This is a genomic window from Pseudomonas sp. NPDC086566 (assembly GCF_050280885.1).
GTDB classification, from domain to species: Bacteria; Pseudomonadota; Gammaproteobacteria; order Pseudomonadales; family Pseudomonadaceae; genus Aquipseudomonas; species Aquipseudomonas vlassakiae.
Window position 1 is genome coordinate 18,540 of the sequence record NZ_JBNNWD010000010.1, and the last position, 14,669, is coordinate 33,208.

Sequence of the window (14,669 nt, forward strand, 5' to 3'; positions counted from 1 at the left end):
CGGTCTATTCATGTCCACCGTAGAAAAGCAAAAAACCGGTCAGACCATGTACGGTGTCGCGCCCTATCAAGAGGGCACGGGCGAAGATTACATGGACGACCGCATGAGGGATCACTTCACCAAGCTGCTCAATGCTTGGAAAAGCGAGCTCATGCAGAGTGTCGACCGCACCGTAGACCACATGAAGGACGAAGCTGCGAACTTCCCCGACCCGGCCGACCGCGCCAGCCAGGAAGAAGAATTTGCCCTGGAGCTGCGTAACCGCGACCGCGAGCGCAAGCTGATCAAGAAGATCGACAAGACCTTGCAGAAGATCCAGGACGAAGAATACGGCTGGTGCGAATCGTGTGGCATCGAGATCGGCCTGCGCCGCCTGGAAGCCCGCCCTACCGCGGACCTGTGCTTCGACTGCAAGGAAATCGCGGAGAAAAAGGAAAAGACCGTCGGCAAAGGCTGACACTTCTCCCATCCGAACGGGGCGCATCATGCGCCCCGTTTCATTTATATGCCCGGCAATGCCATGAAAGACTCCCGTTACATCGGACGCTTCGCCCCCACCCCAAGCGGCTTCCTGCACTTCGGCTCGCTGGTCGCCGCTCTTGCCTCCTGGCTTGACGCCCGCGCGGCGGGTGGTCGCTGGCTGCTACGCATGGAAGACACCGACCCGCCCCGGGAAATGCCCGGGGCCCGCGACGCGATCCTGCAGACCCTCGAACGCTATGGCCTGGAATGGGATGGCCAAGTGGTTTATCAAAGCCAGCGTCACGAAGCCTATGCCGCCGTGGTCGACCGCCTGTTCAGCATGGGCCTGGCCTACGCCTGCACCTGCTCGCGCAAGCAGCTGGAGGGGCACAACGGCATTTACCCCGGCTATTGCCGCAACGCGGGGCATGCCCGTGAAGGCGCGGCGATCCGACTGCGGGTCCCCGAACTGATCTACCGCTTCAGCGACCGGGTGCAAGGCGAATTCCAGCAGCACCTTGGCCGCGAGGTGGGCGACTTCATCATCCAGCGACGCGATGGGCTCTATGCCTACCAATTGGCGGTGGTGCTGGACGATGCCTGGCAAGGCATCACCGATATCGTGCGCGGGGCCGACCTGCTCGACAACACGCCGCGCCAACTGTACCTGCAGGAGTTGCTGGGGTTTTCGCAACCGCGCTATCTGCACATTCCACTGATCGTGCAGCCTGACGGGCACAAGCTGGGCAAGTCCTATCGTTCGCCGCCGCTGCAGGCGGAGCAGGCGACACCTCTGCTGCTGCGCGCGTTGCGGGCGCTGGGACAGGACACCGATGCCGAACTGCTGCTGGCAACACCCGCCGAAGTGCTGGCGGTAGCACGCGAGCAGTGGCGACCAGAAGCCATTGCCCGGCAGTTGACGGTGCCAGAGGCTGATTTGCACTGAAGCAGGCATGGCCTCTTCGCGGGTTCACCCGCGAAAAGGACAGCACAGGCAGATACCGCTCAAATTCAAAAGCGTAATAAATTCAAACTCTTGGCGAACCCTATGGATTACCGCTAGCATCGCCACAGTCAATTGCGCCAATAATAACTCCAAGCCCGCAGCGCCCAACCATCGAGGCCAGCATGTACATCTATCGTTTGGTCCTGCTTCTGGTCGTGGGGATCTACCTGTTCTCCCCGGCCATCATGGACTGGTGGATCGAACCGACCGGTGCCTGGTACCGCCCCTACCTGCTCTGGCTGATCCTGATCGTCGTCACCTTCATCCTGCAGAGCCAACGAGATGCCGATGAGCTTTAGCCTGACCCAGATGATCCTGATCAGCGCCGCGTACCTTCTGGTGCTGTTCGGCGTGGCCTGGATCAGCGAGCGCGGGCTGATCCCGCGCTCCATCATTCGCCACCCGCTGACCTACATCCTGTCGCTGGGCGTCTACGCCAGTGCCTGGGCCTTCTATGGTTCGGTGGGCCTGGCCTATCAATATGGCTACGGCTTCCTCGCCTGTTACCTGGGGGTGTCCGGTGCGTTCCTGCTGGCCCCGGTGCTGCTCTACCCGATCCTCAAGATCACCCGCACCTACCAGTTGTCGTCATTGGCCGACCTGCTGGCGTTCCGTTTTCGCAGCACCTGGGCCGGCGCGCTGACCACCCTCATCATGCTGATCGGCGTGCTGCCCTTGCTTGCCCTGCAGATCCAGGCCGTGGCCGACTCGATCAGCATCCTCACCGGGGAACCGGTCAAGGCCCGGGTAGCCTTTGCCTTCTGTGCGCTGATCATCCTGTTCACCATCTTCTTCGGCTCGCGCCATATCGCCACCCGTGAGAAACACGAAGGCCTGGTGTTCGCCATCGCCTTCGAATCGGTGATCAAACTGCTGGCCCTGGGCGGCATCGGCCTGTATGCGCTGTATGGTGTGTTCGGCGGGCCGCACCAACTGGAAGTGTGGCTGCTGCAGAACCAGACTGCACTGGCAGCATTGCACACCCCCTTGCAGGAAGGCCCATGGCGCACCCTGCTGCTGGTGTTCTTCGCCTCGGCCATCGTCATGCCGCACATGTACCACATGGCCTTCACCGAAAACCTCAACCCACGCTCGCTGGTCAGCGCCAGCTGGGGCCTGCCGCTGTTCCTGCTGCTGATGAGCCTGGCCGTGCCGCTGGTGCTGTGGGCCGGCCTGCGCCTGGGCGCCAGCACCAACCCCGAGTACTTCACCCTGGGCCTAGGGATCGCCGCCAACAACCAGGCGCTGGCTCTGCTGGCCTACGTTGGCGGGCTAGCGTCCGCCAGCGGGCTGATCATCGTCACCACGCTGGCGTTGTCGGGCATGGCCCTCAACCACCTGGTACTGCCGCTTTACCAGCCGCCGGCCGAAGGCAATATCTACCGCTGGCTGAAGTGGACCCGTCGGGCGCTGATCGTCGCCATCATCACTGCCGGCTTCGTCTTCTACCTCACCCAGAACAACCACCAGAGCCTGGCCAACCTGGGCATCGTAGCCTTCGTCGCTACCCTGCAGTTCCTGCCAGGGGTGCTGTCGGTGCTGTACTGGCCGACCGCCAACCGCCGCGGCTTCATCGCCGGGCTGCTCGCCGGGACCGTGGTGTGGCTGGTGACCATGCTGCTGCCGCTGCTGGGTAACCTGCAGGGCTTCTATATCCCGCTGCTGGACATGATCTATGTGCTCGACGACACCAGCTGGCACATGGCGGCCATTGCCTCGCTGGCGGCCAATGTCCTGCTGTTCACGCTGATTTCGTTGTTCACCCATGCCAGCACTGAGGAAGTCAGCGCCGCCGAAGCCTGCGCCGTGGACAACGTGCGCCGGCCGCAGCGCCGCGAGCTGCACGCCGCATCGCCGCAGGAATTCGCCACCCAACTGGCCAAACCACTCGGCGCCAAGGCGGCGCAGAAGGAAGTCGAACAGGCCCTGCGCGACCTCTACCTGCCGTTCGACGAACGCCGCCCCTATGCCTTGCGCCGCCTGCGTGACCGCATCGAGGCCAACCTCTCGGGCCTGATGGGGCCAAGCGTCGCGCAGGACATGGTCGAGACCTTCCTGCCGTACAAATCCGGTAACGAAAACTACGTCACCGAGGACATCCACTTCATCGAGAGCCGCCTGGAAGACTACCACTCGCGGCTTACCGGCCTTGCCGCCGAACTGGACGCCTTGCGCCGCTACCACCGCCAGACCCTGCAAGAGCTGCCCATGGGCGTCTGCTCGCTGGCCAAGGACCAGGAAATCCTGATGTGGAACAAGGCCATGGAAGAGCTGACCGGCATCGCCGCCAAGCATGTGGTCGGTTCGCGCCTGGTGACCATCAGCGAACCCTGGCGCGGCCTGCTGCAGGGCTTCATCAACGTGCCCGACGAACATTTGCACAAGCAGCGCCTCGCTCTGGACGGTCAACCGCGCTGGCTGAACCTGCACAAGGCGGCCATCGACGAGCCCCTGGCGCCCGGCAACAGCGGCCTGGTGCTGCTGGTCGAGGACCTCACCGAAACCCAGGCCCTGGAAGACAAACTGGTGCATTCCGAGCGCCTGGCCAGCATCGGCCGCCTGGCCGCTGGCGTGGCCCATGAAATCGGCAACCCGATTACCGGCATCGCCTGCCTGGCGCAGAACCTGCGCGAGGAGCGTGAAGGCGATGGGGAAATCATCGAGCTGTCCAGCCAGATCCTCGAGCAGACCAAGCGCGTGTCGCGCATCGTCCAGTCGCTGATGAGCTTCGCCCACGCCGGCGGCAGCCATCAGAACAGTGAAGAGCCGGTATGCCTGGCCGAGGTGGCACAAGACGCCATCGGTCTGCTGGCGTTGAACCGGCGCAACTTCGAAGTACAGTTCTTCAATCTCTGCGACCCGGACCATTGGGCCGAGGGCGATCCGCAGCGCCTCGCCCAGGTGCTGATCAACCTGCTGTCCAATGCCCGCGACGCCTCGCCGCCTGGCAGCGCCGTGCGGGTGCGCAGCGAAGTCAGCGAGCACACCGTCGACCTTATCGTCGAGGACGAAGGCAGCGGGATCCCGAAGAACATCATGGACCGCCTGTTCGAACCGTTCTTCACCACCAAGGACCCGGGCGAAGGAACCGGACTGGGGCTCGCTCTGGTCTATTCCATCGTGGAAGAGCATTATGGGCAAATCACCATCGACAGCCCGGCCGATATCGAACGGCAACGTGGCACCCGGATCCGCGTGACCCTGCCCCGGCATGTCGTAGCGACGTCCCCTGAAATTCGAGACCGTCGAGAGAATTGAATCAATGCCGCACATTCTGATCGTCGAAGACGAAACCATCATCCGCTCGGCCCTGCGTCGGCTGCTCGAACGCAATCAGTACCAGGTCAGCGAAGCCGGCTCGGTGCAGGAAGCCCAGGAACGCTTCAGCATTGCCACCTTCGACCTGATCGTCAGCGACCTGCGCCTGCCGGGCGCCCCGGGCACCGAGCTGATCAAGCTTGGCCAGGGCACCCCGGTGCTGATCATGACCAGCTACGCCAGCCTGCGCTCGGCGGTGGACTCGATGAAGATGGGCGCGGTGGACTACATCGCCAAACCCTTCGACCACGATGAAATGCTTCAGGCAGTGGCGCGCATCCTGCGCGACCGCCAGAACGCGCCGGCAGCCGCGCCGGCCCCGGCCGCCGAGCCACGGGCCAACGGCAAGGCCGCGCCAGCCGACAAAGGTGCCGCCGCCAATGGCGAGATCGGCATCATCGGTTCGTGCCCGCCCATGCAGGACATGTACAGCAAGATCCGCAAGGTGGCACCCACCGACTCCAATGTGCTGATCCAGGGTGAGTCGGGCACCGGCAAAGAGCTGGTCGCCCGCGCCCTGCATAACCTGTCACGGCGCGCCAAGGCGCCGATGATTTCGGTGAACTGCGCGGCCATTCCGGAGACCCTCATCGAATCGGAACTGTTCGGCCATGAAAAAGGGGCATTCACTGGCGCCAGTGCCGGCCGTGCCGGCCTGGTAGAAGCCGCCGACGGTGGCACATTGTTCCTCGACGAAATCGGTGAGCTGCCGCTCGAAGCGCAGGCACGCCTTCTGCGCGTGCTGCAGGAAGGCGAGATTCGCCGGGTCGGTTCGGTACAGTCGCAAAAAGTCGACGTTCGCCTGATCGCCGCGACCCACCGCGACCTGAAGAACCTGGCCAAGGCCGGGCAGTTCCGCGAAGACCTTTATTACCGCCTGCACGTGATCGCCTTGAAGTTGCCGGCCCTGCGCGAGCGCGGCAGTGACGTCAACGAGATCGCCAATGCCTTCCTCGCCCGCCAGAGTGCGCGCATCGGGCGTGACGACCTGCACTTCTCGACCGAGGCCGAGCAAGCCATTCGTCACTACAGCTGGCCGGGCAACGTGCGCGAACTGGAAAACGCCGTGGAGCGTGCGGTAATCCTTAGCGAGAGTGCGGAAATTTCCGCCGACATGCTGGGCATCGACATCGAGCTGAGCGACCTCGAGGAGGATGACATCCTCGACAATGCCCTGGTCGCGGCCAGCGCCAGCAGTGCCAGCCATGAGCCGACCGAGGACCTGTCGCTGGAGGATTACTTCCAGCACTTCGTGCTCGAGCACCAGGACCACATGACCGAGACCGAGCTGGCACGCAAGCTCGGGGTCAGCCGCAAGTGCCTGTGGGAACGGCGCCAGCGCCTGGGTATCCCGCGGCGCAAGAGCAACGCGACCAGCGATAACTGACCCAGATCCTCATCGGCCTTGCCGTCCCCTTCGCGGGCAAGCCCGCGAAGGGGACGGCAAAGCCAAAGCCCCTCTAGCCGGTAACACCCCCGTTCCCGCACGAATCTGTTACCCAACCTTTCCGGCGTAACAGTTCCCGAGGCGTACGGTAACGAAAACCCTGCATTTTTGACCTGCCGAAATCTGCCGAATCCGCTCAACCCCTTGATTTTACTGGGTTTTCAAAAGTTGGCACGGCACCTGCTATATGTCTGGTACAAGAACAATAACAAGCACAGCAACTCAGAATAAGAACAAGACGAAACGGCTCACGCACAATAAAAACAAGACGGCGGAGGCGCAGCTAACTGATTCTTTTGGAGAGGATGCGTGTTTGGGGCTTGCCCCACGACCAGGCAGAGAACAACAAAAACTGCACTCAAAAGCAGCGCCTGAACTGGTTGGATCGAAGGATCAACGTGACATCAGCGACCAAAGCAATCCGTTTGCTCTTTACCCCTGGATTGGGGGTCGTCCACAAGCTTCGAGATTTGTGGACAGGGCACTCAACAAAAACAAGAAGCCCAGTAAAAAAACAATAAGAGCACGCAACGACTTCTTGGGGAGCTTAGGCTCCCCTTGTCGTTCTCCCCCTTCGGCAGGGTCTCCTGCTACCGCCTACACCATTCCCCGAGTAAATGCTAGAATCCCCGCCCATCATGCGGCCATTCTCCTATTCTTGGCCGAACATTCCTTCAAACAGTGCATCCCATGCTGAAGAAGCTGTTCCAGTCGTTCCGCCCTCCCGTACCGGGCCAGCACCACCGGCGCACCACGCCTGAGGTGATCAACAAGAGCCAACACTCGTTGCAGCGCCACCAGTTCAGCCGCCACGCGGTGAACATCGTCGAGCGCCTGCAGAGTGCGGGCTACCAGGCATATCTGGTTGGTGGCTGCGTCCGCGACCTGATGCTGGGCATCACGCCCAAGGACTTCGACGTCGCCACCAGCGCCACGCCCGAGCAGGTCCGTGCCGAGTTCCGCAACGCGCGCATCATTGGTCGGCGCTTCAAGCTGGTCCACGTGCATTTCGGCCGTGAGATCATCGAAGTCGCCACCTTCCGTGCGCCCCACTCCGAAGACGACCAGGGTGACAGCCACCGTTCGTCCCACAACGCCAGCGGTCGCATCCTGCGTGACAACGTGTACGGCACCTTGGAAGAAGACGCGCAGCGCCGCGATTTCACCATCAACGCCCTGTACTACGATCCGGTCAGTGAGCGCATTCTCGACTACGCCAATGGCGTGCATGACATCCGCAACCGTCTGTTGCGTCTGATCGGCGACCCGACCCACCGCTACCAGGAAGACCCGGTGCGCATGCTGCGCGCAGTGCGCTTTGCCGCCAAGCTGGACTTCGGTATCGAGAAGCACACCTTCCAGCCGATCCGCAAACTGGCCCCGCTGCTGCGCGAGATTCCGCCCGCACGCCTGTTCGAGGAATGCCTCAAGCTGTTCCTCTCCGGCCAAGGGGCCATCGCCTTCGAGATGCTGGTCGACCTGGAGCTGTTCGAACCACTGTTCCCGGCCAGTGCCCATGCACTGGAAGAGCGTCCGACCTACACCCATACCCTGATCAGCCAGGCGCTGAACAACACCGATCTGCGCGTCAAGCAGGGCAAGCCGGTCACCCCGGCCTTCCTGTTCGCCGCCCTGCTCTGGCCAGCCCTGCCAAGCCGTGTACTGCACCTGCAGAGCCAAGGCGTGCCGCCGATTCCGGCCATGAACGGCGCAGCCCACGACCTGATCGCCGAGCAGTGTGCACGCATCGCCATTCCGAAACGCTTCACCCTCCCCATCCGCGAGATCTGGGACATGCAGGAACGCCTGCCGCGCCGCAGTGGCAAGCGCGCCGACCTGCTGCTCGACAACCCACGCTTCCGTGCCGGTTACGACTTCCTGCTGCTGCGCGAAAGCGCCGGCGAGGAAACCGACGATCTGGGGCAGTGGTGGACCGATTACCAGGATGCCAATGACAGCGAGCGCCGCGAGATGATCCGTGAGCTTGGCAGCCGTGACGAAGGCGCTGCTGCCGGCCCGCGCAAACGCAAGCGCAGTGGCGGCAAGCGCAAGCGCAGCGGTGGTGACGAGGCGTTCGAGTGACCACGCGCGCCTTCATCGGCCTCGGCAGCAATCTGGACGCCCCCGCAGAACAACTGCGCAGCGCCCTGCAGGCGCTCGACCAGATTGCCGACAGCCGCCTGGCGGGCGCTTCGGCGCTGTACACCAGCGACTCGCTGTTGCCCGGCCAACCGCGTTACACCAACGCGGTAGCCGCCCTCGACACCACCCTGGCACCGCTGGAACTGCTCGACGCCCTGCAAACCATCGAGAACGACCAGGGCCGCGTGCGCAAGGAACGCTGGGGCCCGCGCACCCTCGACCTGGATATCCTGCTGTTCGGCGACCAGGTCATCGATCTGCCACGCCTGCAGGTGCCGCACTACCACATGCATGCGCGCCCCTTCGTGCTGTACCCCTTGGCCGAGCTGGTGGCAGACGACTTCTGCCTGGCCGATGGCCGCGCCCTCGCCGAACTGCTCGAAGCCTGCCCGTTCGTCGGCCTGGAACGCCTGTAAACCGGGCGTTTGAGATAGTCACCCAGGCACGGTAACGCCAGTAACACCCTGTTAGTAACAATGCGGTAACAGGGTGATTGACTTCCCCCACCTCGCTCACGACTATAGGCGTCCCGTGTGGCACCAAAGTGCCGCATACCCGTATTTAGGCCCGGACGGACCTGTGCCCGAACATCACGCGCGATGATGTGCCGCTCCGGAAGATGACTACACGCGTTGTATGCAGTCGTTTTTCACAGCGCCTGAACGAGGATTTTCCTACATGCCTGAAGTAACCCTGACCACCCTGCACGGCCTCAAGGCCAAGGGTGAAAAGATCACCATGCTGACCTGCTACGATGCAACCTTCGCCAAGGCCTGCAGCCAGGCTGGCGTCGATGTGTTGCTGGTGGGCGACTCCCTGGGCATGGTCCTGCAGGGCCATGACAGCACGCTGCCCGTCACCACCGCAGAGATGGCCTACCACACCGCCTGCGTCAAACGCGGCAATGATGGCGCGCTGATCCTCGCCGACCTGCCGTTCATGGCCCACGCCACTCCCGAGCAGGCCTTTGCCAACTGCGCCACGCTGATGCAGGCCGGCGCCCACATGATCAAGCTCGAGGGCGCCGCCTGGCTGGCCGAAACCATCCGCCTGCTGGCCGAACGCGGCGTGCCAGTGTGCGCGCACATGGGCCTGACGCCGCAGACCGTCAACGTCCTGGGCGGTTACAAGGTCCAAGGCCGTCAGGAAGCGCAAGCCCGGCAGATGCGCGCCGACGCCATTGCGCTGGAGCAAGCCGGCGCGGCGATGCTGCTGCTCGAATGCGTACCGAGCGAACTGGCCGCAGAAATCACCCAGGCAGTGAGCATTCCGGTGATCGGCATCGGTGCCGGTAGCGCCACCGATGGCCAGGTATTGGTCCTGCACGACATGCTCGGCCTGTCGCTCAGTGGCCGGGTGCCGAAGTTCGTGAAGAACTTCATGGAAGGACAGCCTGACATCCAGAGCGCCCTCACCGCCTACGTCAAGGCCGTCAAGGACGTTGCCTTCCCCGCTGCCGAACACGGATTCAGCGCATGAACACAGTCAAGACCGTCCGCGAACTGCGTGCCGCCGTCGCCCGTGCACGCGGCGAAGGCAAGCGCATCGGCTTCGTGCCGACCATGGGCAACCTGCACAGCGGCCATGCCGCGCTGGTGACCAAGGCCGCCCAGCGTGCCGATTTCGTGGTCGCCAGCATCTTCGTCAACCCCTTGCAGTTCGGTGCCAACGAAGACCTCGACAAATACCCGCGCACCCTCGCCGCCGATCAGGAGCGCCTGCTGCAGGCTGGTTGCAACCTGCTGTTCGCGCCCACCGTGGAAGAGATGTACCCGGACGGCATGAACGCGCAAACCCGAGTCAGCGTGCCCAACCTGTCCGAAGGCCTTTGCGGTGCCAGCCGCCCAGGGCATTTCGAAGGCGTGGCGACCGTGGTCAGCAAGCTGTTCAATATGGTCCAGCCTGACCTGGCCGTGTTTGGCGAAAAGGACTATCAGCAACTGGCGGTTATCCGCGCCATGGTGCGCGACCTGAACATGCCGATCCAGATCATCGGTGAGCCGACCGTGCGCGCCGAAGATGGCCTGGCGCTGTCTTCACGCAACGGTTACCTGACGCCTGAGCAACGCGCCACGGCCCCGGTGGTGTATCGCACACTGCAGCAGATCGGCGATGCGCTTGGCCGCGGCCAGGTGGATTTCGCGGCGTTGATCGAGCAAGGCAAGGCGCAGCTGAGCGCTGCCGGCCTGCGCCCGGATTATCTGGAAGTGCGCCATGCGCTGAACCTGCGCCCGGCAGCGTTCGGTGACCGGGACCTGGTGATTCTGGTTGCTGCTTACTTGGGTAACACCCGGTTGATCGACAATCTGTATCTGCATCTGGACGAGAAGACCGCGTAACCTTCCGGGGCTGCCTCGCAGCCCCAAATTCCCTGTGGTACCCATTCCCTGCGCACGGCCTTTGCCTATAATGTGGCCAGTCTGAACCCGGCAATGACTGCCCTGTCCAAGGCACATCTCGCACCAAGGAATTCCGCGCAATGGCGTATTACCGTACACCCCACGATGTTACGGCCCTGCCTGCCTGGCAGGCCCTGCAAACACACCGCGACGCCATGCAAGGCTTCAGCATGCGCGAAGCCTTTGCCGCCGACGCCAAGCGCTTCGACCAGTTCTCCCTGAGCAGCTGCGGGCTGTTCCTCGACTATTCGAAAAACCTGATCACCGACGAAACCCGTAGTCTTCTGGTAGCCCTGGCCGAACAAGTTGGCCTGCAGGACGCGATCAAGTCGATGTTCAGCGGCGAGATCATCAACGCCTCGGAAGGGCGTCCGGTGCTGCACACTGCGCTGCGCCGCCCGGTCGGCGACAAGCTCAACGTCAACGGTGTCAACGTGATGCCGGAAGTACACAAGGTACTCAACCAGATTACCGAGCTGGTCGGGCGAATCCATGACGGCCTGTGGCGCGGCTACAGCGAAAAGCCGATCACCGATGTGGTCAACATCGGCATCGGTGGCTCGTTCCTGGGCCCCGAGCTGGTCTCTGAAGCCTTGCTGCCTTACGCCCAGCGCGGCGTGCGTTGCCATTACCTGGCCAATATCGACGGCAGCGAGTTCCACGAACTGTCGGCCAACCTGCGCGCCGAAACTACGCTGTTCATCGTCTCGTCGAAGTCGTTCAACACCCTCGAGACCCTGAAGAATGCGACGGCGGCGCGCACCTGGTACCTTGCTCAAGGCGGCTCGGAAGCCGAGCTGTACCGCCACTTCATCGCGGTTTCCAGCAACAAGGCCGCTGCCGTGGCCTTCGGCATGCGTGAAGAGAACATCTTCCCGATGTGGGACTGGGTAGGCGGGCGCTACTCGCTGTGGTCGGCCATCGGCCTGCCGATCGCGTTGGCCATCGGGACCGCCAACTTCAAGGAATTGCTGTCGGGTGCCTACACCATGGACCAGCACTTCCAGACCGCGCCGTTCGACAAGAACATGCCGGTGTTGCTGGCCTTGCTGGGCGTCTGGTATGGCAACTTCTGGGGCGCCAGCAGCCACGCGATCCTGCCGTACGACCATTACCTGCGTAACATCACCAAGCACCTGCAGCAGCTGGACATGGAGTCCAACGGCAAGAGCGTGCTGCAGGATGGCACCCCGGTGAAGACCGATACCGGTCCGGTGATCTGGGGCGGCGTCGGCTGCAACGGCCAGCATGCCTACCACCAGTTGCTGCACCAGGGCACCCAGCTGATCCCGGCTGACTTCATCGTGCCAGTGGTCAGCTTCAACCCGGTGGCGGACCACCATCAGTGGCTGTACGCCAACTGCCTGTCGCAGAGCCAGGCGCTGATGCTCGGCAAGACCCGCGAAGAAGCCGAAGCCGAACTGCGCCAGAAGGGCCTGAACGATGCGGACATCGAAAAGCTCGCGCCGCACAAGGTGATTCCGGGCAATCGTCCGAGCAACACCCTGGTGGTCGAACGCATCAGCCCGCGCCGCCTGGGCGCACTGGTGGCGATGTACGAGCACAAGGTGTTCGTGCAAAGCGTGGTCTGGGGCATCAACGCCTTTGACCAGTGGGGCGTTGAGTTGGGCAAGGAGCTGGGCAAAGGTGTTTACCAACGTCTTGTGGGCAGCCTCGAAGACAGCGCCGAAGATGGCTCCACCCAAGGCCTGATCAACTACTTCCGCGGCCGTCACCGCGGCTGATCCGACGCCTGTCCCGGCCTCTTCGCGGCGGTTCGACGCCTCGATAAACCCGCTCCCACAGGGACTGCACAATCCTTGAATTTTGTGCCACTCCTGTGGGAGCGGGTTCACCCGCGAATGGTCCGGAACAGGTTGAACACCACTCCCAGCTACACTGTCCATCGAATAGCCGTTGCCGTCCCTCCGACAAGAGCAGGACCACCCGCCATGTTCGATATCAAGCAGTTTCCCCAGGCCCTGGCCGTCAGCCAGTCCGCCAGCCTCTCCCCCGACGACTACCGCCGCCTCTACCGCCAGTCGGTAGATGACCCCGACACCTTCTGGGCCGAACAGGCCAAACGCCTGGACTGGATCAAGCCCTGGTCGAGCGTGCAGCAATGCGACCTGAAGACCGGCAAGGCCCGCTGGTTCGACGGTGCCCAGCTCAACGTCAGCTTCAACTGCATCGATCGTCACCTGGCCCAGCGCGGCGAGCAAACCGCTTTGCTGTGGGAGGGTGACGACCCCAAGGACTCCAAGGCCATCAGCTACCGCGAGCTGCACCGCCAAGTCTGCCGCCTGGCCAATGCGCTGAAGGCAAGAGGCGTACACAAAGGCGACCGGGTGTGCATCTACATGCCGATGATTCCAGAGGCCGCCTATGCAATGCTCGCTTGCACACGCATCGGTGCCATCCACTCGGTGGTGTTCGGCGGCTTCTCGCCGGATGCCCTGCGCGACCGCATTCTCGATGCCGACTGCCGCACCGTGATTACCGCCGACGAAGGCGTACGCGGCGGCAAACGCATCCCGCTCAAGCACAACGTCGACAAGGCCCTGAGCAGCTGCCCTGCGGTCAGCAGCGTGTTCGTGGTACGTCGTACCGGTGGCGATGTCGCCTGGAGCGATGGCCGCGACCTCTGGTATCACGAAGTGACCGAAAAGGCCGGCGACGACTGCCCGCCCGAACCGATGGACGCCGAAGCCCCCTTGTTCATCCTGTACACCTCCGGCAGTACCGGCAAACCCAAGGGGGTGCTGCATACCACCGCTGGCTACCTGCTGCAGGCGACGATGACCTTCAAGGTGGTGTTCGATTACCGCGACGGCGAGGTGTTCTGGTGCACGGCCGACGTCGGCTGGGTCACCGGTCACAGTTACATTGTCTATGGACCGCTGGCCAACGGCGCGATTTCGCTGATGTTCGAAGGCGTCCCCAACTACCCGGACACCTCGCGCTTCTGGCAGGTGGTGGACAAACATCAGGTGAACATCTTCTACACCGCGCCCACTGCGCTGCGAGCGTTGATGCGCGAAGGTTCGGCGCCACTGCAGGGTACTTCGCGCAAAAGCCTGCGCCTGCTCGGCAGCGTAGGCGAGCCGATCAACCCGGAAGCCTGGGAGTGGTATTTCGAAGAGGTCGGACAAAAGCGTTGCCCCATCGTCGACACCTGGTGGCAGACCGAGACCGGCGGCATCATGCTCACGCCGCTGCCGGGGGCACAACGGCTCAAGCCCGGCTGCGCCACCCAGCCGATGTTCGGCGTGCAACCTGCGTTGCTGGATGAAAAAGGCAAACTGATCGAAGGCCCCGGCGCCGGGCTGCTGGTGATCAAGGCCAGCTGGCCAGGGCAGATACGCAGCGTCTACGGCGACCACCAGCGCATGGTCGACACTTACTTCAAACCCATGCCCGGCTACTATTTCACCGGCGACGGCGCCCGCCGCGATGCCGACGGTGACTACTGGATAACCGGCCGCATCGATGATGTCATCAACGTCTCCGGCCACCGCATCGGCACCGCCGAGGTGGAAAGCGCGCTGGTGCTGCACGACAGCGTCGCGGAGGCTGCCGTGGTCGGCTACCCGCACGACCTCAAGGGCCAGGGCGTGTATGCCTTCGTTACGCCCATGAATGGCATCACCCCGGACGACACGCTCAAGGCCGAGTTGCTGGCGTTGGTCAGCAAGGAGATCGGCAGTTTCGCCAAGCCGGAGCTGATTCAGTGGGCCCCGGCCTTGCCCAAGACCCGCTCGGGCAAGATCATGCGGCGTATACTGCGCAAGATCGCCTGCAACGAACTGGACAACCTCGGCGACACCTCGACCCTGGCCGACCCGAGCGTAGTACAGGGCCTGATCGACAAACGCCTCAATCAATAGCGGGCGGC

At 63.1% G+C, this 14,669-nt stretch carries 11 protein-coding genes; all 11 read left to right on the forward strand.

Annotated elements, in window-relative coordinates:
• Positions 1–10: 10 nt before the first annotated feature.
• The 11 genes from dksA to acs all read left to right on the forward strand — a co-directional run bounded on the left by dksA (position 11) and on the right by acs (position 14,661).
• Positions 11–457 (forward strand): RNA polymerase-binding protein DksA, encoded by a 447-nt coding sequence (dksA, locus tag ACQKPS_RS21855; RefSeq protein WP_054885619.1) that lies wholly within the window; start codon positions 11–13, stop codon positions 455–457.
• Between the two features lie 63 nt (positions 458–520).
• A complete protein-coding gene (gene gluQRS / locus ACQKPS_RS21860; RefSeq protein WP_254481479.1) occupies positions 521–1,408 on the forward strand; it encodes a tRNA glutamyl-Q(34) synthetase GluQRS in 888 nt (295 codons plus the stop codon).
• A gap of 182 nt (positions 1,409–1,590) precedes the next feature.
• Entirely contained in the window at positions 1,591–1,767 is a 177-nt protein-coding gene (locus tag ACQKPS_RS21865) for a hypothetical protein (protein ID WP_003250005.1), read from the forward strand.
• Positions 1,751–4,726 (forward strand): sensor histidine kinase, encoded by a 2,976-nt coding sequence (locus tag ACQKPS_RS21870; RefSeq protein WP_254481480.1) that lies wholly within the window; start codon positions 1,751–1,753, stop codon positions 4,724–4,726. Before ACQKPS_RS21865 ends, ACQKPS_RS21870 begins: the two co-directional genes overlap by 17 nt.
• A 4-nt stretch (positions 4,727–4,730) precedes the next feature.
• A complete protein-coding gene (locus ACQKPS_RS21875) occupies positions 4,731–6,173 on the forward strand; it encodes a sigma-54-dependent transcriptional regulator (RefSeq protein ID WP_254481481.1) in 1,443 nt (480 codons plus the stop codon).
• 750 nt (positions 6,174–6,923) lie between these two features.
• Positions 6,924–8,315 carry a polynucleotide adenylyltransferase PcnB gene (locus tag ACQKPS_RS21880; protein ID WP_054885622.1) on the forward strand — a complete coding sequence of 464 codons (1,392 nt, stop codon included), beginning with the start codon at positions 6,924–6,926 and terminating at the stop codon, positions 8,313–8,315.
• On the forward strand, positions 8,312–8,791 hold the full coding sequence (gene folK, locus ACQKPS_RS21885) for a 2-amino-4-hydroxy-6-hydroxymethyldihydropteridine diphosphokinase (RefSeq protein ID WP_254481482.1): 480 nt from the start codon (positions 8,312–8,314) through the stop codon (positions 8,789–8,791). The genes ACQKPS_RS21880 and folK overlap by 4 nt, the downstream gene beginning before the upstream one ends.
• A gap of 262 nt (positions 8,792–9,053) precedes the next feature.
• Positions 9,054–9,854 carry a 3-methyl-2-oxobutanoate hydroxymethyltransferase gene (panB, locus tag ACQKPS_RS21890; RefSeq protein WP_283725361.1) on the forward strand — a complete coding sequence of 267 codons (801 nt, stop codon included), beginning with the start codon at positions 9,054–9,056 and terminating at the stop codon, positions 9,852–9,854.
• Positions 9,851–10,714, forward strand: coding sequence for a pantoate--beta-alanine ligase (gene panC / locus ACQKPS_RS21895; RefSeq protein WP_283725362.1), 864 nt, complete (start codon positions 9,851–9,853; stop codon positions 10,712–10,714). Before panB ends, panC begins: the two co-directional genes overlap by 4 nt.
• Before the next feature lie 140 nt (positions 10,715–10,854).
• Positions 10,855–12,519: a glucose-6-phosphate isomerase gene (gene pgi / locus ACQKPS_RS21900; RefSeq protein ID WP_254481485.1), complete on the forward strand. Its 1,665-nt coding sequence runs from the start codon at positions 10,855–10,857 to the stop codon at positions 12,517–12,519.
• A 207-nt stretch (positions 12,520–12,726) separates the two neighbouring features.
• Positions 12,727–14,661, forward strand: coding sequence for an acetate--CoA ligase (acs, locus tag ACQKPS_RS21905; protein WP_427605618.1), 1,935 nt, complete (start codon positions 12,727–12,729; stop codon positions 14,659–14,661).
• The last annotated feature ends 8 nt before the right edge of the window (positions 14,662–14,669 follow it).

Bases quoted from the DNA above. Each gene is read 5' to 3' on its own strand.
- panC (WP_283725362.1), top strand. From the start codon at position 9,851: ATGAACACAGTCAAGACCGTCCGCGAACTGCGTGCCGCCGTCGCCCGT.
- ACQKPS_RS21880 (WP_054885622.1), top strand. From the start codon at position 6,924: ATGCTGAAGAAGCTGTTCCAGTCGTTCCGCCCTCCCGTACCGGGCCAG.
- ACQKPS_RS21865 (WP_003250005.1), top strand. From the start codon at position 1,591: ATGTACATCTATCGTTTGGTCCTGCTTCTGGTCGTGGGGATCTACCTG.
- ACQKPS_RS21875 (WP_254481481.1), top strand. From the start codon at position 4,731: ATGCCGCACATTCTGATCGTCGAAGACGAAACCATCATCCGCTCGGCC.
- ACQKPS_RS21870 (WP_254481480.1), top strand. From the start codon at position 1,751: ATGCCGATGAGCTTTAGCCTGACCCAGATGATCCTGATCAGCGCCGCG.
- acs (WP_427605618.1), top strand. From the start codon at position 12,727: ATGTTCGATATCAAGCAGTTTCCCCAGGCCCTGGCCGTCAGCCAGTCC.
- gluQRS (WP_254481479.1), top strand. From the start codon at position 521: ATGAAAGACTCCCGTTACATCGGACGCTTCGCCCCCACCCCAAGCGGC.
- pgi (WP_254481485.1), top strand. From the start codon at position 10,855: ATGGCGTATTACCGTACACCCCACGATGTTACGGCCCTGCCTGCCTGG.
- panB (WP_283725361.1), top strand. From the start codon at position 9,054: ATGCCTGAAGTAACCCTGACCACCCTGCACGGCCTCAAGGCCAAGGGT.
- dksA (WP_054885619.1), top strand. From the start codon at position 11: ATGTCCACCGTAGAAAAGCAAAAAACCGGTCAGACCATGTACGGTGTC.